General features: G+C 34.3%; 28 protein-coding genes. 20 read left to right on the forward strand and 8 right to left on the reverse strand.

Annotation, left to right across the window (positions count from 1 at the left end; translation table 11 throughout):
* Positions 1–6 precede the first annotated feature (6 nt).
* Both C1S72_RS01870 and C1S72_RS01875 read right to left on the reverse strand, forming a co-directional pair.
* Entirely contained in the window at positions 7–1,179 is a 1,173-nt protein-coding gene (locus C1S72_RS01870; RefSeq protein ID WP_104733979.1) for a trans-sulfuration enzyme family protein, read from the reverse strand.
* 41 nt (positions 1,180–1,220) lie between these two features.
* Entirely contained in the window at positions 1,221–2,627 is a 1,407-nt protein-coding gene (locus C1S72_RS01875; protein WP_104733980.1) for an MATE family efflux transporter, read from the reverse strand.
* A 231-nt stretch (positions 2,628–2,858) separates the two neighbouring features.
* On the opposite strand from C1S72_RS01875, the gene C1S72_RS01880 reads away from it, so the two are divergent.
* On the forward strand, positions 2,859–3,230 hold the full coding sequence (locus tag C1S72_RS01880; RefSeq protein WP_104733981.1) for a hypothetical protein: 372 nt from the start codon (positions 2,859–2,861) through the stop codon (positions 3,228–3,230).
* On the opposite strand, the gene mscL is transcribed toward C1S72_RS01880, so the two are convergent.
* The 3 genes from mscL to C1S72_RS01895 all read right to left on the reverse strand — a co-directional run bounded on the left by mscL (position 3,231) and on the right by C1S72_RS01895 (position 7,379).
* Positions 3,231–3,677, reverse strand: a complete 447-nt coding sequence (gene mscL, locus C1S72_RS01885) for a large conductance mechanosensitive channel protein MscL (RefSeq protein ID WP_104733982.1) — start codon at positions 3,675–3,677, stop codon at positions 3,231–3,233.
* 19 nt (positions 3,678–3,696) lie between these two features.
* Positions 3,697–6,885, reverse strand: a complete 3,189-nt coding sequence (gene ccsA / locus C1S72_RS01890; protein ID WP_104733983.1) for a cytochrome c biogenesis protein CcsA — start codon at positions 6,883–6,885, stop codon at positions 3,697–3,699.
* A gap of 98 nt (positions 6,886–6,983) precedes the next feature.
* Entirely contained in the window at positions 6,984–7,379 is a 396-nt protein-coding gene (locus tag C1S72_RS01895; RefSeq protein ID WP_104733984.1) for a group III truncated hemoglobin, read from the reverse strand.
* A gap of 61 nt (positions 7,380–7,440) precedes the next feature.
* On the opposite strand from C1S72_RS01895, the gene C1S72_RS01900 reads away from it, so the two are divergent.
* The 4 genes from C1S72_RS01900 to C1S72_RS01915 are packed head-to-tail and all read left to right on the forward strand — an operon-like array spanning position 7,441 to position 10,249.
* Entirely contained in the window at positions 7,441–8,199 is a 759-nt protein-coding gene (locus C1S72_RS01900) for a Rossmann-like and DUF2520 domain-containing protein (protein WP_104733985.1), read from the forward strand.
* Positions 8,189–8,719, forward strand: a complete 531-nt coding sequence (locus C1S72_RS01905; protein ID WP_104733986.1) for a KdsC family phosphatase — start codon at positions 8,189–8,191, stop codon at positions 8,717–8,719. Before C1S72_RS01900 ends, C1S72_RS01905 begins: the two co-directional genes overlap by 11 nt.
* Before the next feature lie 28 nt (positions 8,720–8,747).
* A complete protein-coding gene (locus C1S72_RS01910) occupies positions 8,748–9,662 on the forward strand; it encodes a geranylgeranylglycerol-phosphate geranylgeranyltransferase (protein ID WP_104733987.1) in 915 nt (304 codons plus the stop codon).
* A complete protein-coding gene (locus tag C1S72_RS01915; protein ID WP_104733988.1) occupies positions 9,662–10,249 on the forward strand; it encodes a Maf-like protein in 588 nt (195 codons plus the stop codon). Before C1S72_RS01910 ends, C1S72_RS01915 begins: the two co-directional genes overlap by 1 nt.
* Positions 10,250–10,462: 213 nt before the next feature.
* Here C1S72_RS01915 and C1S72_RS01920 read toward each other — a convergent pair whose 3' ends face one another.
* Complete coding sequence (locus C1S72_RS01920) at positions 10,463–11,353, reverse strand: T9SS type A sorting domain-containing protein (RefSeq protein WP_104733989.1); 891 nt, start codon at positions 11,351–11,353, stop codon at positions 10,463–10,465.
* Positions 11,354–11,676: 323 nt separating this feature from the next.
* On the opposite strand from C1S72_RS01920, the gene C1S72_RS01925 reads away from it, so the two are divergent.
* From C1S72_RS01925 to C1S72_RS01950, 6 genes are all read left to right on the forward strand, one after another.
* Entirely contained in the window at positions 11,677–12,207 is a 531-nt protein-coding gene (locus C1S72_RS01925; protein ID WP_104733990.1) for a mechanosensitive ion channel domain-containing protein, read from the forward strand.
* A gap of 29 nt (positions 12,208–12,236) precedes the next feature.
* Entirely contained in the window at positions 12,237–13,304 is a 1,068-nt protein-coding gene (gene corA, locus C1S72_RS01930) for a magnesium/cobalt transporter CorA (protein ID WP_104733991.1), read from the forward strand.
* A gap of 88 nt (positions 13,305–13,392) precedes the next feature.
* Entirely contained in the window at positions 13,393–15,927 is a 2,535-nt protein-coding gene (locus C1S72_RS01935; RefSeq protein WP_104733992.1) for a PIG-L family deacetylase, read from the forward strand.
* A 108-nt stretch (positions 15,928–16,035) separates the two neighbouring features.
* A complete protein-coding gene (locus C1S72_RS01940; protein WP_104733993.1) occupies positions 16,036–17,727 on the forward strand; it encodes a sodium:solute symporter in 1,692 nt (563 codons plus the stop codon).
* Positions 17,728–17,867: 140 nt separating this feature from the next.
* A complete protein-coding gene (locus C1S72_RS01945; protein WP_104733994.1) occupies positions 17,868–18,335 on the forward strand; it encodes a hypothetical protein in 468 nt (155 codons plus the stop codon).
* Entirely contained in the window at positions 18,325–18,525 is a 201-nt protein-coding gene (locus tag C1S72_RS01950) for a helix-turn-helix transcriptional regulator (RefSeq protein ID WP_104733995.1), read from the forward strand. The genes C1S72_RS01945 and C1S72_RS01950 overlap by 11 nt, the downstream gene beginning before the upstream one ends.
* A gap of 53 nt (positions 18,526–18,578) precedes the next feature.
* Here C1S72_RS01950 and C1S72_RS01955 read toward each other — a convergent pair whose 3' ends face one another.
* Together C1S72_RS01955 and C1S72_RS01960 are read right to left on the reverse strand one after the other, a co-directional pair.
* Positions 18,579–19,427 carry a DUF2911 domain-containing protein gene (locus C1S72_RS01955; protein ID WP_104733996.1) on the reverse strand — a complete coding sequence of 283 codons (849 nt, stop codon included), beginning with the start codon at positions 19,425–19,427 and terminating at the stop codon, positions 18,579–18,581.
* 93 nt (positions 19,428–19,520) lie between these two features.
* Entirely contained in the window at positions 19,521–19,952 is a 432-nt protein-coding gene (locus C1S72_RS01960; protein WP_104733997.1) for a hypothetical protein, read from the reverse strand.
* Between the two features lie 324 nt (positions 19,953–20,276).
* Here C1S72_RS01960 and folE point away from each other — a divergent pair, with 324 nt between their 5' ends.
* The 9 genes from folE to C1S72_RS02005 are packed head-to-tail and all read left to right on the forward strand — an operon-like array spanning position 20,277 to position 26,624.
* Positions 20,277–20,972 (forward strand): GTP cyclohydrolase I FolE, encoded by a 696-nt coding sequence (gene folE, locus C1S72_RS01965; RefSeq protein ID WP_104733998.1) that lies wholly within the window; start codon positions 20,277–20,279, stop codon positions 20,970–20,972.
* A gap of 3 nt (positions 20,973–20,975) precedes the next feature.
* Positions 20,976–21,200 (forward strand): hypothetical protein, encoded by a 225-nt coding sequence (locus tag C1S72_RS01970; RefSeq protein ID WP_104733999.1) that lies wholly within the window; start codon positions 20,976–20,978, stop codon positions 21,198–21,200.
* Positions 21,201–21,209: 9 nt separating this feature from the next.
* Positions 21,210–21,896 (forward strand): SDR family NAD(P)-dependent oxidoreductase, encoded by a 687-nt coding sequence (locus C1S72_RS01975; RefSeq protein ID WP_104734000.1) that lies wholly within the window; start codon positions 21,210–21,212, stop codon positions 21,894–21,896.
* Between the two features lie 3 nt (positions 21,897–21,899).
* On the forward strand, positions 21,900–22,445 hold the full coding sequence (locus C1S72_RS01980; protein ID WP_104734001.1) for a glutathione peroxidase: 546 nt from the start codon (positions 21,900–21,902) through the stop codon (positions 22,443–22,445).
* A 3-nt stretch (positions 22,446–22,448) separates the two neighbouring features.
* Complete coding sequence (locus tag C1S72_RS01985; RefSeq protein WP_104734002.1) at positions 22,449–22,619, forward strand: Lacal_2735 family protein; 171 nt, start codon at positions 22,449–22,451, stop codon at positions 22,617–22,619.
* Position 22,620: 1 nt separating this feature from the next.
* Complete coding sequence (locus C1S72_RS01990; RefSeq protein WP_104734003.1) at positions 22,621–23,085, forward strand: TspO/MBR family protein; 465 nt, start codon at positions 22,621–22,623, stop codon at positions 23,083–23,085.
* On the forward strand, positions 23,085–23,546 hold the full coding sequence (locus tag C1S72_RS01995) for an SRPBCC family protein (protein WP_104734004.1): 462 nt from the start codon (positions 23,085–23,087) through the stop codon (positions 23,544–23,546). The genes C1S72_RS01990 and C1S72_RS01995 overlap by 1 nt, the downstream gene beginning before the upstream one ends.
* A 1-nt stretch (position 23,547) precedes the next feature.
* A complete protein-coding gene (locus C1S72_RS02000; protein WP_104734005.1) occupies positions 23,548–24,852 on the forward strand; it encodes a cryptochrome/photolyase family protein in 1,305 nt (434 codons plus the stop codon).
* Positions 24,853–24,899: 47 nt separating this feature from the next.
* A complete protein-coding gene (locus C1S72_RS02005; protein ID WP_104734006.1) occupies positions 24,900–26,624 on the forward strand; it encodes an FG-GAP-like repeat-containing protein in 1,725 nt (574 codons plus the stop codon).
* The last annotated feature ends 91 nt before the right edge of the window (positions 26,625–26,715 follow it).

The following is a 26,715-nucleotide window of genomic DNA, read 5'->3' on the forward strand; positions in this document are numbered from 1 at the left end:
TTTTATTTATAATTGAACTTGTATCCGTTCTTTTGTTTTTTGTATGGCTTGTTCTATATCTGTTATCAAATCCTTTTTAGATTCAATTCCAACTGAAAAGCGAATTAATTGGTCGCTAATACCAACTTTATCACGCTCCACTTGAGACAACAAAGCATGTGATGTAAGGTGAGGTGATAACACCGTGCTTTCAACACCAGCAAGGCTCATGGACGATTTTATTAATTTTAATTCTTTCTGAAACAACTTGGCGTCTAATCCATCTTGTAATTCAAAAGAGAGCATCCCTCCAAATCCTTTCATTTGCTTTTTTGCCAATTCGTAATCTGGATGCGACTTCAAACCAGGATAATTAACCTTTTTCACATCAGGATGCTTCATCAAAAATTTGGCTAACCGTTTAGCATTTTTATTTTGCGCTTTTACACGTAAGCCAAGTGTTTTGATGCTTCGCTCTAACATCCAAACTGTCATATCGCTTAAGTTTCCACCAAAATTTTTTGCAACGTGCCAGATTTCGGCCATATGCTTTTCCGAACCCATTAAGGCTCCAGCTAGTATATCACTATGCCCTCCTAAATATTTGGTTGCTGAATGCATAACAATATCAATACCTAAATCTATAGGATTTTGATTTACCGGACTTGCAAACGTGTTATCAATGGTGGTAAGTATTCCGTTACCCTGTGCTAATCTAACCACACCTTCAATATCAGTAATAGTCAGTAAAGGGTTTGATGGAGTTTCTATATGAATAAGCTTTGTATTAGGCTGAATAGCTGCTTCAAAATCCGAAATGCTATAACCATCAGTAAAAGTATATTCAATGCCAAACTTGGGAAATTCTTCACGTATAAAATTACTGGCTCCACCATATAGCGTGTTTTGAACAACCAAATGATCACCAGCTTTCAAGAAGGTTAAAAACATAGCACTAATGGCTGCCATACCAGAACCAAAAATCAAAGCTGATTCGGTATGTTCAAGTGCTGCTAATTTTTTTGCTAAAAATTCTTGGTTTGGGGTGTTAAAATATCGTGGGTAGCGTTTGACATCAACATCATTAAATTCATAAGAAGTAGCCATGTATATAGGTGATACAGCGCCTTTAAACTGGGTGTCCTTAACTTCTCCTACATGTGTGCAAACCGTGTTTAACCCGTATTTGTTCTTTGTCATACCTTTATGATAATTTGAGCTTCTAATTTACAAATAATGTTCTACACTTTTACCAACTTCCAAGCGCCTTTTTTGAACCATATAATTCCAATTACAGCGATTAAAACCTCGGCTAAAGTAATGGCCGAAAATACACCAATAGGTCCAAAATCTAAATAGACTGACATGATATATGCAAATGGTAATTGAAATAACCAAAAGCAAACAAAATTTATGTAAGTTGGCGTCTTGGTATCTCCTGCGCCATTAAAGGCGTTTATAATAACCATACCATAACCATAAAAAATATAACCAGCTGCAATAACCCGCAAACATAAGCTACCATACTTAACCACATCTGGAGTGGTATTAAACAGTAGTATTATTTGAGGTGCAAAAATCAAGTAAGCAATGGAAACCAACCCCATAAACCAAGCGTTATATTTTCCTGTTTTCCAAACAGATTGTTCAGCCCTATCAGGTTTTTGTGCACCAAGGTTTTGACCAACAAGTGTCGCAGCTGCATTGCTCATTCCCCAAGCAGGCATAAGTGTGAACATCATTACCCGTATGGCTATGGTATAACCAGCCAAAACCTCACTACCAAACTCACTCATAATGCGCATAAGAAACACCCAACTGGATGTTCCTATTAGAAATTGTCCAATTCCACCTAATGAGACTTTTATCAGATTAAGCATGACCTCCATTTGTAACACCATGTCCTTAAGCTTGATTTTTATTTTACTATAGCCATAAAATAAAATACCTAATTGAAATAGAACAGCTGTCCCACGTCCAATTGTGGTGGCAATGGCAGCTCCTTCAACACCATAAGCGGGAACTGGTCCAAAACCAAAAATAAAAATTGGGTCTAGAATAATATTCAACCCGTTTGACAATACCAATGTCCACATAGCTACCGAAGCATTTCCAGCACCACGAAATATTGCATTGATTAAAAATAAAAGCATGATGGTGATGTTACCACCTATGAGAACCCTTGTATAACCATATCCTTCTTCAATTAAATCAGGCTCTGCTCCCATTAATGATAGCAACTCTTTTGGATATATAATACCAAATACACTAATAATTGAAGCCACCAATACACCTAAAATAATAACCTGAACCGCAGCTTTTGAGGCACCTGGTATATCCTTTTCTCCAACACGCCTAGCCACAACAGCCGTTGCTGCCATGCTCAAACCAATAGCTATGGCATAAACTAGTGTAATTACGGATTCGGTTAAACCAATAGTAGCTACAGCATTTACACTAACTTGTGAGACATACATAATGTCTACAAGTGCGAAAATAGATTCCATGAGCATTTCAAGAATCATTGGTATTGAAAGCATAAATACCGCACGCCTGATACTTCCAGATGTAAACTCCTGCTCCTTTCCAGAAACAGCCATCTTAAAATATTGAAATAGTTTTTTTAAAGAAATGTTTTGTTGTTGCATTTTTGAAATTGTTTAATATAAAAAACATCAGGTAATTAAGTACTACCTGAAACTAAACGTCGTTAAGTTCACGACTCATCTAAATGGTTATATTAAACAATCATAGGCATACAAATATGGTAAATATATTGTAAAATTCAAAAAGGACTACGAAATACATATTGTGCTGATTTATAGAATGTTATAAAATATAATTGGATTTTTTAGCTTTTTTTTGCTATCTTTACAGTTATGACTACAACAGACAAACAGGAAAATACCGTTTTTTTAAAAGAATCATTAAGTTATTTAGAAAATTTAGGTTACGACAATATCAAAGCTGATGTTGACGGTTACGAAACGCCAAAATCGTATCACAAAAAAGGCAGTGACGTTACGATCACGCCAGACATTGTTGCCGAAAAAGCTGGTAGAAAACACTATTTTGAAATAAGCTTAAAATCAGAAGAGCCTATTCTTCTTAAGTCAAAATGGCGTTTTTTAGACGTGCTGACCAGGATGAAAGATCACAAATTTAGAATCATAACACGTCGTGGACATTACAAGTTCACACAAGATATGTTAGATGATTTAAATTTGGATAAAAATCCAATAAAGCTATAATTATTCCGACCTAGATTTTAGTAATCTATTCTGTTCTTCCATTAATTCCGAAAGTCTTGACAAGAGTTCAATGTCCTTTGGGGTCGCTACCGTATGGTCTTTTGTGTCTTGGGCACGTTTTCGTAAACGATTCATGAATTTCACCACAACAAAAACGGTAAAACCAATGATTATAAAATCCAGCAGCACTTCACCAAATGCACCATAACCAATAGCAACCTCATTTGTTACAATGGCTCCTGAAGCATCTGTAACTGCATCTTTTAATATAATACGTCTATCTTGAAAATTAACGCCATCAGTAAGCAAAGACAGTGGTGGTAAGAAAACTTGTTTTACCAGTACATCAATCACTTTATTAAATGAGGCTCCTATTATAATACCAACAGCCATATCCATCATATTGCCTTTTACAGCAAACTCTTTGAACTCTTTGAAGATTTTCATGTGAACTAATTATGAAATATTATTTTTTGTAGAACTTAACATACTTTCTATACGCTAACACACCTATTACAGCAACTATTCCAAAGGCTATAGCGATAAACTTTACACTCACTATTTGATCTCCGCTGGCATAAGAATGTAATCCAGCTAAATAGAAATTCACTCCAAAATAGGTCATCATTATACTGGAAAAGGCAATAATAGATGCCAAATTAAAACCAAAACGACCACGTAACCCTGGAACCAATCGCATATGAATGACAAACGCATAAATCATAATACTGATTAAGGCCCAAGTCTCTTTTGGATCCCATCCCCAATAACGTCCCCAACTTTCGTTAGCCCACATTCCACCTAAAAAGTTTCCAATGGTCAGCATAACTAACCCAACAGTTAATGCCATTTCATTAATGATGGTAATCTCTTTAATTTTAGATAATAATCTATCCTTATTATTCTTGTTAGTAAAAATCATTAACAATAAGGCTACCAATCCTAGTATCATTCCCAACGTAAAAGGCCCATAACTCGCCACAATAACAGCAACATGAATCATAAGCCAATAACTATCTAGTACAGGCTGTAGATTTGCAATGGCAGGATCCATCCAGTTCCAATGCGCGACCATCAAAATCATTGACGTTACAAAAGCAGTTGAAGCAATGGTTAAATCACTCTTACGCCCAAAAGCAAGTCCAAAAAACATCGTAGCCCAAGCTACATAAATCATGGATTCATAAGCATCACTCCAAGGCGCATGGCCCGAAATATACCACCTGGCAATTAAACCTAAAGTATGCAAAGCAAACAGGGCATGAATAACATATTTAAAGTTTGTAAGCTTATCAATCAATTTACTTTTATCCTTGAAAATTTGAACAATCAATAACACAAATAAAATCGTTGCTGCATATAGATACCAGCTAAACAACTTTTTAAAAATATCGTATTTATTGTAGGCTATTTCTGTTTTAATTTTCTTTTCGGAAAGCATCACCTCGCTACCATACTTTCTTTGCGTTTTAGTAAAGGATTCTAAAATCTCATTAGCTTGAGAATAATCACCTGATTTTTTGGCATTATTCAATGTCATTAAATAGGCACTAAATCCATTATTGATAAAGTTCCCGTAAAGTGAATCTTTTACTTGCTCTTTATACCCTTCTCGCCTATACTCTATTGACGAAATCCATTTATTGTTTTCATCATCAGGTAAGGGGAAAATTCGCAGCGCATAACCATCTATAGTATTGTACAGCAAATTGACTCGTTGATCAGTTTCCTTAAATTCTTTTTGAAAACCATTAGGGATTTGAGCCTTATAAGCTTCTTCAAGATAAGGAGCCAGTTTGTAATTACCTTCAGGCGTGAAAAAATCAACTAAAGCGATATATTTCTGATCCTTTTCTACACCTATTAACCTCCTGATAGAATCACCTTTTTGAGGTTTTAAATAAATGATTGGTACATTGTACCATAACAATGGGCTTTCTTGAATAGATAAAAACACCTGATTAGCATCAAATTCCTCATAAGTATCATGCTTACTCAATTTTCGTAACATTTCAGAAGCAAATGTATTGACAGGCATCATACGGCCACTAACATCCTGTATAACCAAATGCCCAAATTTATCAGCATGATCTTTGGGTGTGATATTGGCTCTTAAAATAGAATCTATTTGTGCTTTTGAAGTTCTCCCGTGGTCATGACCATCATTTACACTATGCGTCTGTGAATATCCTTGAAGGCCCAAACACAGAAACAGTATAGCTGCAGCTTTGGGTTTTTTATTTTTAACCTTTTCAAGTAAACGCTTTAAGTCACCAAAACGCGAATTTTTATCAAATAAAATAGCCATTAAACCAAGGTACAGTAAAAAGTACCCAATATAGGTTACCCAAGTACCTAACATATCATGATTAACCGATAGTTTCGTGCCTTTTTCATCAGGATCAAATCCAGATTGAAAAAAACGATACCCTCTGTGGTCTAAAATGTTATTCATAAAAATGCGATAATTAAAATCGCCCTGCTCCTCATCCAACACTGTTACCTCACTGGCAAATGCCGAATAACTATTTTCAGTACCAGGATATTTATCAGCAATAAAATCATTGAGTTTTATATTAAACGGTAATTCTAATATTTTAGAGCCGTATTTTACAGCAATATCCAATCCGCCAACTGATACCTCTTCAAATGGTTTACTATAACCTTGACCTCCTAATAATTTAATACGCTTTGTTTCACCTTTTGAAGTTACTTTTAAAACCAAACCATCTTCATCGCCTCGTAATAACTGTGATTTTTTAACAATATCAAATTTACCCTTTACAACGGGTTTTGGAAATACCATTTGCATATTACCAATGATGTAACGTGAACGCAGTACCAATGGTTGAATACTATCTTTGACCAATTTACCTGTATTGCCCGTAGCCATAGTCATATACTCACCTTCAAAAGGCGATTGTATGTTAAGCTCACCATCACTATAAGTGATATTTACAGCACCATCCACCTCTTTATTTAATGAAAAAAGGATGTTATGAATACTCTGAACTTCACCAGATTTTAAAAAATGATTGTGTGGCGCACCACCTCCTGCTTCAACAAGTTTAAGGTATTCTTCACCTTCGTCATCCGGCAAAATATCTTTTTCAGCTCCAGCAATAAATTTTTCTAATTCAAAAACCACAGGTTGATCATTATAGGTTTCTGTAATTTTAAAATCGTTATCCAATCTAGGCGAAAAGTCAACTTCCTCTTCAACAATTTTACGCTGCGGTAACCCATTTATCATATAATCACCATCAATGTAGGCTGTGATATACGTTTTTTGGGAAAGAAATACATTTTCGGTTTCACCTTCACGAATAGCCATCATTCCTTCAAACCCAATATAACGGGTAATACCTGCTCCAACAATTATGAGAATAAAGGATAAGTGTAATGTTAGTGTCGCCCACTGCTCCTTTCGCCAAAGGCGATATTTTTTAATATTTCCTAAAAAGTTAATTACAAATAATAACATAATAGCTTCAAACCACCATGTATTATAAATCAAATTACGTGTATAAGGTGTTGGCGATGTCTCTTGTCCAGCATCCATAAATGTACCAATAGCCATAGCAGCAGCAAAAGCAATAAATAAAATGGATGTTAAACGGGTAGAAAATAGAATTTTGGAGAGTTTATTAAGCATAGTATGAGACTCTAAAATTGGGTCGTGCAAATTTAATGCTTTTTGTTTAGTTTTAAGTCATTGAAGCTCGCGAAATGTTGTTAAAATTACGCAAATTACTAACGCGCTTCAAATATTTTCAAATACAAAAAAGTTCCCATTTTTCTGGCTCTGCGTTTAGCATTATCTGCTACTTCACCTACAAACAATTCGTCTATGGTTTGAAACCATAAATTAAGCCATATGCCAAAATGATGTTCCGTAATACTTTGATTGTTTTCCTGATCGACCTTAACATGAACCTCAAGAGGATTTCCATAATATTTATGCTCCAACTTTCGGGTCATAAATAAACTGGTTTCCCAAAATGATGTAAGCCGGTCAATATGCGCCTCCCAATCTGTTATTATAGGTAGAAAAAAAGGGCCCAGTAAGGCATCCTCTTTTACTTTATCATAAAACGATGATACAAGTAAATGAACATCATCACGGGTTTTAATATCTTTTTTATCCATACGCTAACAAAGATAATGCTTGTTGTTTTTATATCATATAATACTTACTTATTTTAGCCATATGATTACAGTTTGTCTTTTAGGCGCAGGAAACGTTGCAACACATCTTTATAAGGCTTTTAGAGATGCTGAAGGTATAACCGTAAAGCAATGGTTCAACAGAGATATAAAAAAAATAAGCAGCTACAAAAATAATGTTGAAATCACCAATGATATACAAGCTTTGAAAAAAGCCGATATATATGTACTAGCTGTAAGTGACGATGCCATTTCAGAACTTTCACAAAGACTTCCTTTTGAGAACAGATTTACGGTACACACATCAGGCAGTGTGAATATTTACGATTTAGACAAAAAAAACAGGCGAGGTGTTTTTTATCCGTTACAAACATTCTCAAAGGATGTAGCTGTCAATTTCTCTGAAATTCCAGTTTGCATTGAAGCACTTGACAAAAAGGATTTAAAAACCCTTAAAGCACTGGCTAATGCTATTGGAAGTAATTGGTATAAAATCAACACAGAACAACGTCAAACACTACACCTGTCCGCTGTTTTTGTAAATAATTTCACCAATCAATTATACCGTATTGCCCATGAAATAAGTGATGCCAAAAATATCAATTTTGATATTCTTAAACCGTTGATTTTAGAAACTGCAAAAAAAGTTCAAGAGGTCTCACCTTACATGGCGCAAACAGGGCCTGCAAAGCGCAATGATAAAAAAACCATAAAAAAACACTTAAAACAACTAGAAAGTGAGGAACATAAGGCCATTTATGAACTGCTTACACAATCAATAAAGAAAACACATGGAAGATAAAAGCTATAAAGAGTACTTAAATCACATCACCACCTTTATTTTTGATATTGATGGCGTACTAACTGATGGATCTGTCATGGTAACTACTTCTGGAGACATGTTACGAAGTATGAATATCAAAGATGGCTATGCCCTAAAAACAGCTGTAGATCGTGGCTATAATATATGTATCATTTCTGGAGGCTCTAATGAAGGTGTTAGACTGCGTTTAAATGGTTTAGGCATAAACAATGTGTTTTTAGGTGCTCATAATAAAATTGAGCAGCTTAACAACTATCTGGATTCAAACAATATAGATTTAAAAAATGTGTTGTATATGGGTGATGATATTCCAGATTTTCCAGTTATGAAGTTAGTAGGTTTACCTACCTGCCCACAAGATGCCGTTCCGGAAATAAAAGCAATCTCAAAATATGTATCCCATAAAAATGGTGGAAAAGGCGCTGTTAGAGATGTCATTGAGCAGGTTTTAAAGGTTCAAGACAAATGGCTGGGAAGCTTCGATGCTAAATATGATTAATACAGTTACTAAAAACTAAACACTAAAATTGAACATTCTCAACCTCATCCGCTGGAAAAATCTATTAATGATTGCCTTGATGCAATATCTACTTAAATATGTGTTGCTACTTCCTTTTGGTATAGACATCACATTAAATGGTTTTGGATTTTCGTTGCTTATGATTACAACCTTATGTCTGGCTGCAGCTGGCTATATCATCAATGACATTTTTGATCAGGAAACAGACCTCATAAACAAACCCAATAAGGTAATTGTTGGCAAAACTGTTTCAGAAAAAACAGCTTACACCCTTTTTATTGTTTTTAATGTTATTGGCGTTTTGCTTGGGTTTTATCTATCGCATTTAGTAGGCAGAAGTGGTTTTTTTGCCTTGTTTGTAGTAATATCAGCTTTGCTTTACATCTATGCAAGCTACTTGAAACAACTCATATTAGTTGGTAATATTGTGATTTCTATTTTAGTGGCCTTAAGTCTAATAATAGTCGGATTGTTTGAACTACTACCCGCTGTTACTCCACATAATCAAGAAACACAGTTAACCTTTTTTAAAATCATTTTTGACTACGCCGTTTTTGCGTTTCTATTGAATGTAATCAGAGAGCTCATTAAAGATATTCAAGATATTGATGGCGATCATAAAGCAGGTATGAACACTTTACCCATAGCTATTGGGCGTAATCGTGCAGCCAAAGTTACTTTTGCAATTGCTTTTATTCCGCTTTTTCTAGTCATATATTACGTTGCCACATACATGTACAAACAAATATATGTTGTTGTATATTTTTTAATTTTCGTCATTGCACCACTTATCTATTTAATTATTAAGCTATATATGGCAGAAACAAAAAAAGATTTTGCCTTCTTGAGTAAGCTGACTAAAGCCATTATGCTTTTCGGTATGTTATCGCTTGTGGTGTATAAATTTGTACTTTTAGATTAATGTTAAATAATAACCTAAATAATTACCATATCATTCTAGCTTCTGGGTCACCAAGAAGACAACAGTTTTTTAAAGATTTAAACATCCCTTTTGAAATTCGGTTAAAACCCGTAAAAGAAGAATTCCCAGATAGACTGAATCATTTTGAAATAAGTGATTACTTGGCTCAATTGAAAGCACTGCCTTTTAAAGAAGAATTAAAAAGCAATGATATCTTGATTACAAGCGACACCATTGTTTGGCATAACAACCAAGCTTTAGGCAAACCAAATACTGAAGAAGAAGCCTTCCAAATGATTCAATCGTTAAGTAACAACACACATGAAGTCATCACATCGGTATGCTTCACAACACCTACAATACAAAAAACAGTCAACGCCATCACTAAAGTAACTTTTAAAAAGTTAAATGATTCAGAAATAAATCATTACATAGATTTATTTAAACCTTTTGATAAGGCTGGAGCCTACGGCATCCAAGAGTGGATTGGACAAATAGGTATCACTAAAATTGAAGGCTCATACTTCAATGTAGTCGGACTACCAACACACCTTGTATATGAAACACTCAATTCATTAGTTTCCTAACACCATCTATACTTCTAAAGCCAATAGAATAGATACTACTATTGTCACCTAAACTCGCTTCAGTATCCAAACGCCAAAATAGTCGTCACTTCGAGTGATTGTCGAAGTATGAGAAAATGGTATCGAGAAGCAACCCCATTCAAGCAACACCAGAAAACCACTACCACAAATACGGCATCCTTTTTTGGTGCGTTAGAAATCAACAAAGCTCTTTTAACGCTTCAAAACCTTAAACGTCTCAACAACATCCCCAACAAAAACCCGAACCAAATAAAGCCCAGACTCAAATCCAGATACATCTATAGCATCACGCGATACACCAGCATTTGGTTGAGAAACCAAAACCCGTTGACCTAATAAATTATAAACAACCACAGACCTTATAGCGCTTTTAGCCGTAACCCGCAACACATCCCCTACAGGGTTGGGGTAAACCTGCACCACATCCAAACCAGTTTCCCCAACACCAAGCGTACAAGCCTCAACCTGCTCAAAAGCATCAGCACCGTATGTTTCTATCAACCCACCTTGAAAGGTCAAGGTAGCACGATGGTTAAAACCACCATCAACTAGGTATGGGGTTATAAATAGCACATACCGCTCACCTGCATTAACAGTAACATAAGGCCAAAATCCATCAATAGTGCCTCCACCCCCTTGAATCGGGTGATCACCGATACCTGTATAAGCATCAATAGAATTATTTGGATTATCAGTATTACAGATTATTTGATAATCCGTATTGTGCAAATCGATACAATCGGGGTTGTTACCAAACAGTATATACTCCCAATCCTCTTCTATTTCCGGTAAGATATAAAACCCAAACTCACCCGTATATTTGGGTGTAAAGGTAAACCAAGCAGAACTGGACTCAAAAGCAGCAGCACTGGTATTGGACTGACAAAAAATTCCTATTTCACCATAAGCATCATCTATGGCACCAGGCCCATTTACCTCAAAATAATAGCTCTGGCTGGCATCACAAATAGTATAGGCGTCTTGGCAATCAGCCTCTGCCATTATCTGCGCTTGTGTTTCAAATGTTAATAACAAAGCACAAACCAAATAAAAAACGTTTACAATGGACTTATGTGATTTCATATTATAAAATTACACCTTTTTACCCATACGCTCACAATCTAAATTTTCTTGTCACCTAAACTCGCTTCAGTATCCAAACGCCAAAATAGTCGTCACTTCGAGTGATTGTCGAAGTATGAGAAAAAAGCATTGAGAAGCAACCCCATTCTGTAAATGCAAGAATAGGTACAATAAAGATAAAATTCATGCTTACATCAGTAACAGGCTTTTTGGTTCGCTTTCAGTATCACAAAAACGAATATACAGTGCATAAAAAACCCAAAAGAACTTAACACATATACATTTCTATACTATCTTTACACTCAACATTAAGAACACAAATTATGTTTTTTGAGAAGTACCAATCAGAATTAATCATCAGCGCCTTTTTATTGGTTTTATTATTTGTGGTTCGCATCATTGCAAACACCTTAATAAAAAAACTAGGGAGAAAATCGGGTATTAATGATGCGCGTATTCAGTTAATTTGTCGCTATACTACAGTCACAATTTTTGGACTCTGGATTTTATTTGAAGCCATTATTTTTGGTGCTGAATTCAAGGATTTAGCCTTAGTGTTTTCTTCGGTATTTGCAGTAATCGGCATTGCGCTTTTTGCTATTTGGTCTATTCTCAGCAATATCACTTCTGGTATTATCATGTTTTTCTCTTTCCCCTATAAAGTAGGTGACAAAATCCAAATACATGATAAAGATTTTCCTATTGAAGCCATTATTGAAGATATTGGTGCCTTTCAACTACATTTAAGGCAAGATAATGGTGATTTAGTTACCTATCCCAACAACTTAATTTTACAAAAGGCGGTAACACTTGTTCAAAAAGATGCTATTGATGAAGGCTCTGATGCCGTTTAGTTAAAAAAAATATTGTAAATTTCTGTTCTATGGGTAAAAAAAGAACCAGTAAATATAAAAAGCACGTTGGTCAGGTTCCAGGAACCATGGTGTACACCGGCGACAAGACTTCACAAAAACTCTTTATAGAATCCTTTGATTACAATAGCGAATTTGTTCATGAACAGGAACATTTTGATATAGACGAAATTTTAAAATTCAAAACCACAGACACCATAACTTGGATCAATATCAATGGTCTTAATTATATTGACGAAATCCAACGTATTGGTGAATTCTACAACCTTCACAATCTGATTTTAGAAGATATTGTAAACACCTCACAAAGACCCAAAATAGATGAGTATGACGATTATATATTTGTCGTCTTAAAAATGCTCTATTATGATACCGATGAAAATATTGTTGCCGAACAAGTAAGCTTTGTGCTAGGCGATAATTATGTACTCACCTTTCAAGAAGCAGAAGGCGATGTATTTGATTCTGTTAGAGATAGATTGCGCTTCGCTAAAGGGCGAATTCGAGGTCTGGGATCAGACCACTTACTCTATGCTTTAATAGATGCTGTGGTGGACCATTACTTTATTGTCAATGAAACCATGGGTAATAAAGTAGAAGATCTTGAAGACCTGCTTTTTAGTGGCATAATAAAAGAAAATCTGAACAAACAAGTACTGGAACTTAAAAAAGAATTGCTCAAAGTACGTCGCGTTATTTTTCCAATGCGCGAAATCATAAGCCGTATTGAAAAAAGTGATCACAAACTCATTAAACCTAGAACCATTCAGTTCTATCGTGATATTTATGACCATACCATTCAGCTTTCAGATACCATTGATATTTACCGCGAGATGATATTCAGTTTAATGGATATGTATATGACATCCATTAGTAATAAAATGAACGAAGTCATGAAAGTATTAACCATCATGGCAACCATTTTCATTCCACTCACATTCATTGCAGGTATCTACGGTATGAATTTTGACCACATGCCAGAACTCCATTATCAATACAGTTACTATATTCTTTGGGCTGTTATGATTGTAGTCTTTATAGGCATGTTATACTATTTCAAAAGAAAGAAGTGGCTTTAAATACCTATTGTTTAAGTTAAAGAAACTTTAAAACACAACACAACCCTCGTTTACTTTATTATATTTGGCTGTAGCTAACCAGTTTATTATGTATAAAACATTACAAGCCTCATTATTATTCCTTTTAGTATCCTTTTGTGCACTTGCGCAGCAGCCTCAAAAACCCAACGCTTCAGAAATATACGAGTCCATTAAAAAGCTAAACTTTTTGGGTTCAGTTCTCTATGTAGCTGCACACCCTGATGACGAAAATACACGGCTCATTTCGTATATGTCGAATGAGGTTAAAGCTAGAACAGCTTATTTATCACTCACACGTGGTGATGGTGGTCAAAACCTTATTGGTCCTGAAATACGTGAATTATTAGGAGTTATTAGAACACAAGAACTCTTAACAGCAAGACAGATTGACGGTGGCGAGCAACGTTTTACACGTGCCAATGATTTTGGCTACTCTAAACATCCAGATGAAACATTACAAATCTGGAACAAAAAGGAAGTATTGAGTGATGTTGTTTTAGCCATCAGACAATTCCAACCAGATATTATCATCAACCGCTTTGACCACAGAACACCTGGAAGTACGCATGGTCACCATACCAGTTCTGCCATGTTAAGTGTTGAAGCATTTGATTTGGCAAATAGCCAAACTGCCTACCCAAATCAATTGGAAAATCTTAAACCCTGGCAACCAAAACGTATATTTTTTAATACCTCTTGGTGGTTTTATGGTAGTCAAGAGCGTTTTGAAAAAGCAGATAAAACCAATTTAATCGGTTTTGATACAGGCGAATACTTTCCCTCAAAAGGTTTAAGCAATACCGAAATAGCAGCGTTAAGCCGCAGTCAACACAAATCGCAAGGGTTTGGTAATACAGGAACTCGTGGTACCCAAATGGAGTATATTGAATTGATAAAAGGCGAAATGCCCAATGATAAAACTAATTTATTCGAAGGTATTGACACATCTTGGGGTCGTGTAAAAGGTGGCCAAGCTATCGGAACTATTTTAAAGGATGTTGAAGCTAATTACGACTTTAAGAATCCATCAGCTTCAATTCCAAAACTAGTTACTGCGTATCAATTGATTCAAAAATTAGAAAATGACCATTGGAGAACGGTTAAAACAGAAGAGATAAAAAAAATCATCGCGGCTTGTGCTGGCTTATATTTAGAAGCTGTCGCCAAAACCAATCACGCGACTTTAAATGAATCCCTTGAACTCAATCTTGAAGTGATTAATCGCAGTTCTTTAAATATGGACTTGGTATCCTATATAAATCCTAACGGCTTATTAGTTAATAAAGGAATCACTCTCACAGAAAATAATAATATTGCTATTGAAGAAAACTTCAAGGTTACAGCAACAGATGATGAAGAAATTACCACCACACCATATTGGCTGACAGAAAAAGGCACGCTTGGTATGTATAAAGTTTCTGACCCATCATTAATAGGAAAACCAGAAACACCTGATTACTTTACAGTAACCTTTAATATTACAATTGACAACGTTACCATTCCATTTACAAAATCAGTAGTATATAAAACCAATGACCCTGTAAAGGGAGAAGTTTACAAACCTTTTGAAATTATTCCGGAAGCCACTGCAAGAATTACAGAGAAAGTAATCATATTCGATTCGGACAATGAAAAAGAAATTTTAGTGAGTGTAAAAGCTGGACGAAACAATTTGAACGGTGTTGTGGAGTTATGCCATCCTAACAATTGGAATGTGTACCCAGATAAGCAAACCATTTCTATTTCCAATAAAGGAGAAGAGCAAACAGTGGCTTTCAAAGTAATTCCGCCTAATAATCAAGATGAAGGCTTTGTAAGTCCATTAGTTACCATTGGCGAAAACAAATACACTGATGAACTGATAGAAATTGATTATGATCATATCCCCTATCAAACGGTCTTGTTACCAAGTGAGAGTAAAATAGTTCGTTTAGACATAAAAAAGAAAGGTGATAATATTGGATACATTGCAGGAGCTGGCGATGTTGTTCCTGAAAGCTTACAACAAATAGGCTACCATGTTTTAACGATAGCTCCAGAAGACATAACTCCAGAAAATTTAAACCGCTTTGATGCTGTAGTTATTGGTATTCGCGCATACAATACAATTGAAACTTTAAAATTTAAACAAGATATCTTATTTGACTTTGTAGAGAATGGTGGTAATATGATTGTACAATACAATACCAGTCGCGGATTAAAAGTTGATAATTTAGCACCTTATAAATTAGAGTTATCTCGTGATCGCGTTACAGATGAGTTTGCAGAAGTTAAATTTCTAGAACCTAATCATCCTTTATTAAATTACCCTAACAAAATTACAGAACAGGATTTTGATGGATGGACTCAAGAGCGTGGTTTATACTTCCCAGATTCATGGGGAAAAGAATTTACACCTATATTATCCATGAATGATAAAGGAGAATCATCAAAAAAAGGTAGTCTTCTTGTTGCACAATATGGTAAAGGCTACTACATATATACTGGCTTAAGTTTCTTCAGGGAATTTCCTGCAGGTGTATCAGGAGCCTATAGGTTGTTTGCCAATATGTTATCCATTGGACAGGAAACATTAAAACCTGAACAAAACTTAAAAAACTAATCTCATGAATGAATCCAACTACCAATGGAAGAAAATGTACACATTAGTACTTCTAGCTAATGTGGTTTATTGGATTGTCTTCTATCTAATCATGCAAGCCTTTTAATTATGCAAACATTAGATTGGATTATCTTATCATTGACTTTATTGACAATAGTTGGTTATGGAACTTACCAAACTAGAGGTAGCAAGAACGTTCAGGATTACTTAAAAGGTGGTAACTCTTCCCAATGGTGGACCATTGGATTATCTGTTATGGCAACTCAAGCTAGTGCCATTACCTTTCTATCAACGCCAGGTCAGGCGTTTAATGATGGAATGGGATTTGTTCAATTTTACTTTGGACTACCAATAGCCATGGTTGTTATTTGTATGGTTTTTATACCACTTTACCATAGACTTAAAGTATATACAGCCTATGAGTTTTTAGAAAATAGATTTGATTTAAAAACCCGAACACTTACTGCTATATTATTCCTAATACAACGTGGCTTAGCTGCTGGGATAACCATTTTTGCTCCCGCAATTATACTATCAGTGGTATTGGGTTGGAACTTATTATTGCTTAACGTTATTATAGGTATTCTAGTTATTATTTACACTGTTTCAGGAGGTACTAAAGCTGTAAATGTCACTCAAAAACACCAAATGGTTGTTATTTTTACAGGAATGGTTATAGCTTTTATTCTTATAGTAAATAAGCTACCGGAAAATATCACTTTTAGTAATGCTTTAGACATTGCTGGAGCTAGTGGTAAAATGGACATTCTTGATTTCTCTTTTGATTTGAATAATCGTTACACCTTTTGGAGTGGTATTATTGGTGGTACATTTTTAATGCTTTCTTACTTTGGAACAGACCAAAGCCAAGTGCAGCGTTATCTATCAGGTAAATCCGTAAGGGAAATGCAATTAGGTCTGATTTTTAACGGAATCTTCAAAGTACCTATGCAATTCTTTATTTTGTTAGTTGGTGTGATGGTATTTGTTTTTTATCAATTTAATAAAGCTCCTGTTAATTTCAATCCTGTGGCAACCGAAGTTGTTTTAGAAACTGAATATGCTGATGAATATGAAAGACTACAAACTGAACAAGATGCTATTTATGAAGATAAGCAAGCTCTTATTGCCGATTTCATTACCAATAAAAACGAGGCTTCAATTCAAGGTGTTGCTCTTGCTAATGCCAAGAATGATAGTATTCGAAATCGTGCCAAAGCATTAATAGAAAAAGCTGGCGAAGCCAAACAAATAAAAGTTGAAAGTAACGATAAGGATTATGTTTTTATTCATTTTATCCTAAACAATCTCCCTCGTGGTTTAATTGGGTTGCTGCTAGCAGTAATTTTAAGCGCGGCCATGTCAAGTACAGCAAGTGAATTAAATGCACTAGCATCAACCACTACAATAGATTTATATAAGCGAAATACAACTGAAAAAACTGAAACCCAAATGGTAAAAGCCTCAAGATGGTTTACTTTAATTTGGGGAATATTAGCCATTTTGGTTGCCTGTGTTGCCAATTTAGCCGAAAATCTCATCCAGCTTGTAAACATCATAGGATCTATATTTTATGGCAATGTATTGGGTATTTTTCTTTTAGCATTCTTTTTCAAATATATTAAAGGTAATGCTGTATTCGTTGCTGCTTTAATAACGCAAGTTCTTGTAATAGGCCTGTTTTTGCTGAATGAATTTGAAATGATTAATCTACCTTTTCTTTGGCTTAATTTTGTTGGCTGTGTCATTGTAATTGTCATTGCTCACATCTTTCAAGGAATTACAAAACAAACAACTTAATAAATACCATCTTCATATAAAAGGTAGCTCAAATTGAGCTACCTTTTTTTGTCATATATATTATTCTTTTTGTAAATTATATTTGTCTATATGTAAAGTTTGTTTTACTTTTGATTAATCAATTTTAAAATCGAACAGTTATGAAATCAAATTATTTATTATCAAACAAATTCAAACCGCTAGGTTGGTTTTTGTTTATTATCGGACTTATTGGTGGTATCATTCTCTACGCTATAGATTACGATGGAGAGATTATGGTTACCAAAGTATTTTCTATTTATAGCGACCCTTTTATAGGTGATGCTGGGTTCTTTAAAGTAATTGAAAACGGTATTGCAGATGAACTTGTTTATGTATGTTTAATCATAGGAGGACTTCTTGTAGGCTTTACAAAAGAAAAAGTTGAAGATGAGTATATATACAAGCTTCGGACTGAATCATTAGTTTGGGCCATTATTTTCAATTATATATTATTACTTTTTACAATAGTATTTGTGTATGACATGACCTTTTTTAATGTGTTAATTTTCAACGTTTTCACACCGCTACTATTCTTTGTATTCCGATTTAACTTTATTAAACTAAAATCTGGCAACCATGAAGAATAACCTAAAAGTTGAGCGCGCGATTCACAATTTAACTCAAGCTGATTTAGCTGACAAAATAGGCGTAAGCAGACAATCCATTAACGCCATGGAAAAAAACAAATATGTTCCATCAACAGTGTTAGCTTTAAAAATTGCTAAGTTGTTTAATAAACCTGTTGAAGCTATTTTTTTTCTTGAAGAAACTGACTAAAAAAAAAAAAAGCGACCAATTGGTCGCTTTTATATTCTTATAAATTTAGAAAGCTAGTTCGCCTCCCACTCTTTTAATGACTCTTCATTAAACTTCACATATTGATTGTTACCAGCTTCTTTAGCTCCTGCTAACGATTTTTTAGCTAGTGCAATAGCGCCATCTTTATCTCCTGCTTTTGCATAAATTAAAGACTGTTGTCTTAATTGCCAAAAAGCTGGTTTTTCAGTCATTGACATAGCCTTATCTATCCATTCTTTAGCTTGCTTCATATCTTTACCTTCCTGTAAATAGTAAACAGATGCAGCATAATAATCTTGAGCTGTTGGATTACCGTTTAAGGCGTCATTTATAGAAGTTAAAACTTTTTCATCTGTAGGGACAGTGAAAGGCACGGCAATATATGTGTCAGCCCAAATAATATCTAATGTCGCACTACCATTTCTAATGTTGTTTATATCAATTGATAATGTTTCAACATTGAATGGTAATTTGTGAGATTGTACTTTTGCTATAGCTGCAACTTTGCTCTCATCCCATTCTTGTGGAACTCCCCAATTTTCAGTATCCGAATATAAGTAAACTTCCCAAAGTGACTCTCCAGGCTTTGTGAAAATAGCATAAGAACCTGCAGGTACTTTATTACCTCCAATGGTTATAGGGTCACTAAAAGTAATAATAGTATTTTTATTAGCTCCTGTACGCCACATTTTGTCATAAGCTTCCAATCCACCAAATATTTTTCTGTCCTTTACTCCAGGACGCGAATATTCAATGGTAATATCTGTTAACCCAACCTTTTGTTCTACTTTACTAAAAGGGCTTGGTTGTGGTGTTGTAACCTGCGCATTCATAGAAAATGAAAAGGCCAATAACAATGTAAATAATAATAGTTTTTTCATATGATTAGTGTAGTTTGATTTATATAGTAAAAATACGGATAAAGATTTTTATGAAATGTTAACAAAAAGATAAATAGCTAAAGCCTTTAAAAGCTAGTCGTTATCCCAATCAAACTTTTTATAAACACTCCGTTCTAATTCTGCAAAATTCTCTAAATGATTAATATACTGATCGGTTGTCAAAATTGCTTTAACCTCCATGTTCATTTTATCAACTATCTCGTCAAATTTAATGTGTATTTCTTCATCAGTATGAGCCTTATCCTTGTCATTCAAACGACTCATATCATAAATACGTGAAAAAATAATAGCATCATATTCCTCGCGCACCTCATCAGATAGTTTCATCTCATTCACACGCTCATATAACCAATGGGCCATATTTGCACGCTCCTCTACAGTATAAACTGTATCAACTTTTGCAGCTTGACGTCTTTGTTGTTTCGTACTAACGGTGTTTTGTCCAAATGAAGACACAACAACAAATAATGTTAAAATAGTTAGATAGTAGTATTTGTCTTTCATAGTAAAATAAAATTATATTCAAATATAATAATTCTTTAGAGTGTATGATGATATCATCTTGAATAATTTAAATCATATTTTTCTAACTAATTTATCTATATGACACCATAGATTATATAGATACTCATTTACAAAATCAAGCATTTAAAAATGGTAATTTAAAAAATTAAATACTTTTTGTCAAACTTATTTAAAATAAAATTGGACAAATAAATTATTTTATCTAACTTTGAAAATGAAATATTAGACAAACAACAATTTTAAGTTAAAATAATGCTTTGATTTCTGTTACAAACATAAGTACAGCATTACAAAAAAAGAGCTATGAAAATTAAAACTTTTGAAAAACCAAAAAACGGCCATCATTTAAATGGGTTTAGTGCAACAGAAATAGGTGACGATCATTTATACACGGGAATGGAAACTCCAATGAAAAAAGATGCCTTTAAGTTAACAGATGAAGAAAAGAAAAAGCGTATTGCTTTTCTTTTTGAAGAGATTATGGATGTTATGGGATTAGATTTAACAGACGATTCGTTAAAGGGCACTCCAGATCGTGTTGCCAAAATGTACATAGATGAAATATTTTCTGGGTTAAATCCAAAAAACAAGCCAAAAGTGGCCTTATTTGATAACAAGTATCAGTATAATCAGATGCTGGTGGAAAAAAATATAACGTTTTATTCTAATTGTGAGCATCATTTTGTTCCTATAATTGGTAAAGCTCATTTGGCCTATATTTCCTCTGGTAAGGTTATTGGACTGTCAAAGCTTAATCGGATTGTCCAGTATTATGCCAAGCGTCCTCAAGTGCAAGAGCGTTTAACCAATCAAATTGCTAACGAACTTAAAAATGTATTGGGAACAGAAGATATTGCTGTTATAATTGATGCTAAACATTTATGCGTATCGTCAAGAGGTATTAAAGATGATACATCAGCGACGGTCACAACCTATTACGGTGGTGCGTTTAACGACCCTCAAAAAATAATTGAATTACATAACTATATAAATCATTAAGCTATGGAACTAATAAACAAAGCGCTTGAATTTGAGCAAAGAAAGATGAAATCTTTATCAACTAGTGATAGAATTAAAATCTCAAGAGAAGCTAAGCAATTGATTTTAGACTTAAATCAGATATACAAGCAGAAAAAAGACGATCGTATTATGGATATTATGAAACGTTTAACTGTTATAAAACGAAAAGTAGAAAAACGTTTAAAAGGTAAGCCATTAATGGCATAAAAAACACATATGAAAACATATATCGTCATAGGTGGCAGCCGAGGAATTGGGCTGTCACTTGTTAATTTATTACTGGAAAACAATAATAAAGTCATAAACATTAGTCGTAATAAACCAGACTTAAGTCACGACAACCTAACACATCATAGTGCCAATGTTTTAAAAGACGAATTACCCGAAGTAGCATCTTGTGATGGCTTGGTTTATTGCCCAGGAAGCATTAACTTAAAACCAGTAGCTCGATTAAAGCTTGATGAGTTTAGAGAAGATTACGAAATAAACGTAATTGGAGCTGTAAAGGCCATACAAGCGTATTTACCAAGGCTTAAATCAGGACAAAATCCATCAATCGTACTTTTCAGTACTGTGGCTGTAAAATTGGGAATGCCATTTCATGCCAGCGTAGCAGCAGCGAAAGCTGGAGTTGAAGGTTTGACCAGGTCATTAGGTGCTGAATTAGCGCCAACAGTTCGTGTTAATGCTATTGCGCCTACAGTAACGGATACTGATTTAGCTTCAAAACTATTACGAAATGATAAAATGATCGAAAACATCACCGAAAGGCATCCTTTAAAGAAATTTTTAAAGCCAGATGAAGTCGCAAATATGGCAGCCTTTTTATTATCAGAAAACGCAAGGTCACTTTCGGGTCAAATATTTGAAATGGATTGCGGTATTGTTTCTTTTAAAATATAAATCATGAAAAAACTCTTTATAATTTGTCTTATGATAAACTTCTTCAATAAAACAAGAGCCCAAAATACGCCTACAGAATCTATTTATGATATTCAAATTAACAGTTTAGCAGGCGAGCCAATTAATCTAGCAGATTACAAAGGCAAGTATATTCTTTTTGTTAATGTAGCTTCAAAATGTGGTTTTACAGGGCAATATGCTGACCTTCAAAAGCTGTATGATGAATACCAAGATAATCTGATGATAATTGGTGTTCCTTGTAATCAATTCGGTGGTCAAGAACCTGGTAGTGCTAATGAAATTCAAACCTTTTGCGAAAAAAATTATGGCGTTAGTTTTTTAATGACGGAGAAAATAGATGTTAAAGGTGACAATCAGCACCCACTCTACAAGTGGTTGACGAGTAAAGAATTAAACGGAAATTCAAATTCAAGTGTGAAATGGAATTTTCAGAAATATTTGGTTGATGAAAATGGCAATCTTTTAGACTATTATTTTTCAGTAACCAATCCAACAAGCGCAAAAATAACAAAGCATTTAAATAAGTAAATTATGTTTGGAATATTTAAAAAACAGTCAGAAATTGAATCATTGCAGAAAAAATATGCCAAAGCCATGAAAGATTGGCATCGTCTTTCTACTACTGACAGAAAAGCTAGTGATGAAGTCTATGCGCAAGCCCAGAGTATAGCCGAACAAATTGAAGCTTTACAAAATAAATAATATGAGTTTTATTAAACGTTTAGTACTTTTTTTAATAATTAATTTTGGAGGTTTAGCAATTGGTGGATGGCTCATGAATAATGGGCCACAATCTGAATGGTACACCAATCTTAATCAAGCACCTTGGACACCACCTGGATGGGTTTTTGGTGTGGCCTGGACAACAATAATGATTTGCTTTTCAGTGTATTTAGCCAAATTATTTAGTCATCAAAATTCAAAATTTTTAAGAATTTTATTTGCTGTTCAAGTTATTTTAAATGTTTCATGGAATTATATTTTTTTCAATCAGCATTGGGTAAGATTAGGACTTCTAAACATTTCACTGTTAACCTTACTTATCTTTTATTTCTTTTTTAAATTCAGAATGGACGACATAAAGACCTATTCATATTTATTACTACCATATATGATTTGGCTACTGATTGCCACGTCCTTGAATGCTTACATATATGTTAATAACTAATGAAGATATACACCTTACATAAAAAACAAAATCTACCAATTTCTGTTGAGCAGGCTTGGGATTTTTTATCTGACCCAGGCAATTTAAAAGTTATTACTCCAGATTACATGGGATTTAATATTCTTTCTGGAGCAGATAGACCCATGTATGCAGGGCAAATAATTCAATATATAGTTACACCTGTATTAGGAATTAAAACAAAATGGGTAACAGAAATAACACATGTAATTGACAAACATTATTTTGTTGACGAACAACGATTTGGACCCTATGCGCTATGGCATCACAAACATTTTATTAAAGAAATTGAAGGTGGCGTGGAGATGGAAGACATTATAGACTATAAAATTCCTCTAGGCATTTTAGGACAGTTGGTTCAACCAATTTTAGTAAAGCCCAAACTAGAAGAAATTTTTGAATACCGCCAAAAAAAATTAATCGAGCTTTTCGGAACTTTGTAATATGAACGAGCCTGTAAATATTTTCTGGTTTAGAAGAGATCTGCGTTTAGATGATAACCGTGGATTTTTTGAGGCCCTAAAAAGTGATAATCTTGTTTTACCTATTTTCATTTTTGATACAGAAATTCTAGATAAACTTCCGGAAGACGATGCACGTGTAACGTTTATTTTTAATACGCTTCAAGGCATGCGGCAGACGCTTCAAAACGAACATGAAAGCAGTATAGCCATATTCAATGGAAAACCAAAAGAAGTATTTGAAAATTTAATTGAAGAATACAGCATTGATGGTGTTTATACAAATCACGACTATGAACCTTATGCCAAAAAGCGCGACAAGGAAATTAAGGATTTTTTAAGCAAGAATAATATAGATTTTAAGACATATAAAGATCAAGTTATTTTTGAAAAAAGTGAAATAGTCAAAAATGATGGCGATCCATACATGGTTTACACACCATACATGAAAACTTGGAAAAGTACATTTAATACTGATAATCTAGAAATATTTTACACAAACAATTATCTCAAAAATCTAGTCAAACATTCTAGATTACCTAATGTATCACTTTCAGATATTGGCTTTAAAAAGTCAGATCAAAATATCGCAGCATATGATGTCACGCCTACCCTAATGCAGGAGTATGAAAACAAGCGCAATTATCCAGCTAAAGATGCTACATCACGATTAGGGCCTCATTTACGATTTGGAACAGTAAGTATTCGAAAAATGGTAAAAAAAGCCATTGCAGAAGAAAACGAAATATTTTGGCAAGAATTAATATGGCGTGAATTCTTCATGCAAATTCTATGGCACTATCCACATACTGTAAGTGAGAGTTTTAAACCAAAATACGATAGAATTGAATGGCGAAATAATGAAACCGAATTTAAAGCCTGGTGTGAGGGCAAAACTGGTTATCCTTTAGTTGATGCAGGTATGCGTGAATTAAATAATACTGGTTTTATGCATAACCGTGTAAGAATGTTAGTAGGTTCATTTCTATGTAAACATTTATTAATTGATTGGCGTTGGGGCGAAGCATATTTTGCTGAAAAGTTACATGACTACGAAATGGCAAGTAATATTGGAAATTGGCAATGGGTTGCTGGATGTGGAGTTGATGCTGCACCATACTTTAGAATTTTTAATCCAACAACACAAATTAAGAAGTTTGATAAAAACCATGAGTACATTAAAAAGTGGGTTGCAGATTATCAAGAATTAACGTATCCTAAACCTATCGTAGATCACAAAGAAGCCAGAGAGCGGTGTTTAGCTGCTTATAAAGCAGCTCTTAATTAATTATTTTAATTAATTAAATTATCTTTACTACATCCAATTATATAATCATGTACAAAAAACTACTCACATTAGCAGTAATAATGCCTCTAATGTCCTTTTCTCAAATTACTTTTACAAATTCAAACACCCTTCTCATCAACCCTAATTTAACCAGCGGCTGTGCTATTGGCGTAAGTGATATGAATGGTGATGGTCTCGATGATATTATCAGACTTGATGATGCTAGAAACTTACAAATTGAATATCAAACTGCAGGTGGTGGAAATTTCACGCAGTACAATTTTGGAAGTGTTGGTGGTTCACAATGGGGTTTAGCTATTGCCGATGTCGACCAAAACGGCTATAATGATATTGTAACTGGCGGTTCTTATAATGGTATCAAACTAATAAAAGCAAATGCTGACGGTACTGCATATTCTTCCACAACACTTGGCGGTAATATTTTTCTACAAAGTGTCAATTTTGCGGATATAGATAACAATGGTTTTATTGACATATTTGCATGCCATGATGACGGTGTTTCTCTTGCTTATAGCAATGATGGCAGCGGTAATATGACAGTAAACAATGGTTTGATTAATGCAGTTTCAACCATTCCTTCTGACAACTCGGGAAATTATGGTAGTATTTGGGCCGATGTTAACAATGATGGTCATTTAGATTTATACATATCCAAATGTCGTTTAGGAGTAAACAACCCAAATGATGGCAGACGCGTGAATTTATTATTTATGAATGATGGCAATAATAATTATACTGATGATGCGGTAGCGAGAGGCTTGGCTCCTCTTGGTCAGTCGTGGTCGGCGAATTTTGAAGATATTGATAATGATGGCGACTTGGATTGTGTTTTAATAAATCATGATATATCAAGTAAAATATTTACCAATGATGGCAGTGGAAACTTTACAGATATTACCGCTACTTGTGGTATTACTTCAGTTTTGGCAGGTTTAGGCTCTGGTGGAATTCAAGTTATGATGGAAGATTTTGATAATGATACGTTTATAGATTTGTTTATCACCATGCGAAGTGGCACGCATCATTTATTCAAAAATAATGGCGACAAAACCTTTACCGAGGTTACGTCACCTTTCACCTTACCTGCAGGACCTTCAAGAATACAAAGCGCTGCTGTAGGTGATCTAAACAATGATGGCTTTATAGATGTTATGGCGGGCTTTGCTACGGGATACAATGGTCCATCAAGTAATCCTGATGTACTGTATTTAAATGATGGTAATACCAACAATTGGACAGAAATTAGATTAATTGGTGATGCAAGTAATATAAATGGTATTGGTGCTAGAATTGAAATTCAAGGTGCATGGGGAACTCAAATAAGAGAAGTAAGAGCAGGAGAAAGTTACGGAACCATGAATTCCTTGATGACGCATTTTGGACTCGGTGCAGCTACACAAATTGATGCAATAGTTGTGCATTGGCCTTCTGGAGCTGTTGATACCATTTCGAATCCAAATATAAACGAAGTCATAGTAATAGAAGAAGGTCAAACCTTAAGTGCTATTGGTTTAGATAATCATGAGATAAGACTCTACCCCAACCCTGTGAATGATTTCCTAAATATAACTATCAAAGGGAATACTAGCTCAAACTATGCAATTTATAATATAACTGGTAAGTTAATTCAGGAAATGACGATGCTACCAGCTTCAAATCAAATAAACATAAAATCTTTAAAGAGTGGCATTTACTTTATACATCTAAATACCAATCAAAACACAACAATTCATAAAATCGTAAAGAAATAAATGCACATCTAAATAATAAACATGAGCCGTTATGAGATAGCGGCTTTTTTTATTTAGCCACGTTTAGTCAAATTATAACATGTATTTAATT

Source organism: Hanstruepera ponticola (assembly GCF_002940745.1).
In the GTDB taxonomy this organism is placed as follows: Bacteria; Bacteroidota; Bacteroidia; order Flavobacteriales; family Flavobacteriaceae; genus Hanstruepera; species Hanstruepera ponticola.

Bases quoted from the DNA above. Each gene is read 5' to 3' on its own strand.
- C1S72_RS01870 (WP_104733979.1), bottom strand. From the start codon at position 1,179: ATGACAAAGAACAAATACGGGTTAAACACGGTTTGCACACATGTAGGA.
- C1S72_RS01875 (WP_104733980.1), bottom strand. From the start codon at position 2,627: ATGCAACAACAAAACATTTCTTTAAAAAAACTATTTCAATATTTTAAG.
- C1S72_RS01880 (WP_104733981.1), top strand. From the start codon at position 2,859: ATGACTACAACAGACAAACAGGAAAATACCGTTTTTTTAAAAGAATCA.
- mscL (WP_104733982.1), bottom strand. From the start codon at position 3,677: ATGAAAATCTTCAAAGAGTTCAAAGAGTTTGCTGTAAAAGGCAATATG.
- ccsA (WP_104733983.1), bottom strand. From the start codon at position 6,885: ATGCTTAATAAACTCTCCAAAATTCTATTTTCTACCCGTTTAACATCC.
- C1S72_RS01895 (WP_104733984.1), bottom strand. From the start codon at position 7,379: ATGGATAAAAAAGATATTAAAACCCGTGATGATGTTCATTTACTTGTA.
- C1S72_RS01900 (WP_104733985.1), top strand. From the start codon at position 7,441: ATGATTACAGTTTGTCTTTTAGGCGCAGGAAACGTTGCAACACATCTT.
- C1S72_RS01905 (WP_104733986.1), top strand. From the start codon at position 8,189: ATGGAAGATAAAAGCTATAAAGAGTACTTAAATCACATCACCACCTTT.
- C1S72_RS01915 (WP_104733988.1), top strand. From the start codon at position 9,662: ATGTTAAATAATAACCTAAATAATTACCATATCATTCTAGCTTCTGGG.
- C1S72_RS01920 (WP_104733989.1), bottom strand. From the start codon at position 11,353: ATGAAATCACATAAGTCCATTGTAAACGTTTTTTATTTGGTTTGTGCT.
- C1S72_RS01925 (WP_104733990.1), top strand. From the start codon at position 11,677: ATGTTTTTTGAGAAGTACCAATCAGAATTAATCATCAGCGCCTTTTTA.
- corA (WP_104733991.1), top strand. From the start codon at position 12,237: ATGGGTAAAAAAAGAACCAGTAAATATAAAAAGCACGTTGGTCAGGTT.
- C1S72_RS01935 (WP_104733992.1), top strand. From the start codon at position 13,393: ATGTATAAAACATTACAAGCCTCATTATTATTCCTTTTAGTATCCTTT.
- C1S72_RS01940 (WP_104733993.1), top strand. From the start codon at position 16,036: ATGCAAACATTAGATTGGATTATCTTATCATTGACTTTATTGACAATA.
- C1S72_RS01945 (WP_104733994.1), top strand. From the start codon at position 17,868: ATGAAATCAAATTATTTATTATCAAACAAATTCAAACCGCTAGGTTGG.
- C1S72_RS01950 (WP_104733995.1), top strand. From the start codon at position 18,325: ATGAAGAATAACCTAAAAGTTGAGCGCGCGATTCACAATTTAACTCAA.
- C1S72_RS01955 (WP_104733996.1), bottom strand. From the start codon at position 19,427: ATGAAAAAACTATTATTATTTACATTGTTATTGGCCTTTTCATTTTCT.
- C1S72_RS01960 (WP_104733997.1), bottom strand. From the start codon at position 19,952: ATGAAAGACAAATACTACTATCTAACTATTTTAACATTATTTGTTGTT.
- folE (WP_104733998.1), top strand. From the start codon at position 20,277: ATGAAAATTAAAACTTTTGAAAAACCAAAAAACGGCCATCATTTAAAT.
- C1S72_RS01970 (WP_104733999.1), top strand. From the start codon at position 20,976: ATGGAACTAATAAACAAAGCGCTTGAATTTGAGCAAAGAAAGATGAAA.
- C1S72_RS01975 (WP_104734000.1), top strand. From the start codon at position 21,210: ATGAAAACATATATCGTCATAGGTGGCAGCCGAGGAATTGGGCTGTCA.
- C1S72_RS01980 (WP_104734001.1), top strand. From the start codon at position 21,900: ATGAAAAAACTCTTTATAATTTGTCTTATGATAAACTTCTTCAATAAA.
- C1S72_RS01985 (WP_104734002.1), top strand. From the start codon at position 22,449: ATGTTTGGAATATTTAAAAAACAGTCAGAAATTGAATCATTGCAGAAA.
- C1S72_RS01990 (WP_104734003.1), top strand. From the start codon at position 22,621: ATGAGTTTTATTAAACGTTTAGTACTTTTTTTAATAATTAATTTTGGA.
- C1S72_RS01995 (WP_104734004.1), top strand. From the start codon at position 23,085: ATGAAGATATACACCTTACATAAAAAACAAAATCTACCAATTTCTGTT.
- C1S72_RS02000 (WP_104734005.1), top strand. From the start codon at position 23,548: ATGAACGAGCCTGTAAATATTTTCTGGTTTAGAAGAGATCTGCGTTTA.
- C1S72_RS02005 (WP_104734006.1), top strand. From the start codon at position 24,900: ATGTACAAAAAACTACTCACATTAGCAGTAATAATGCCTCTAATGTCC.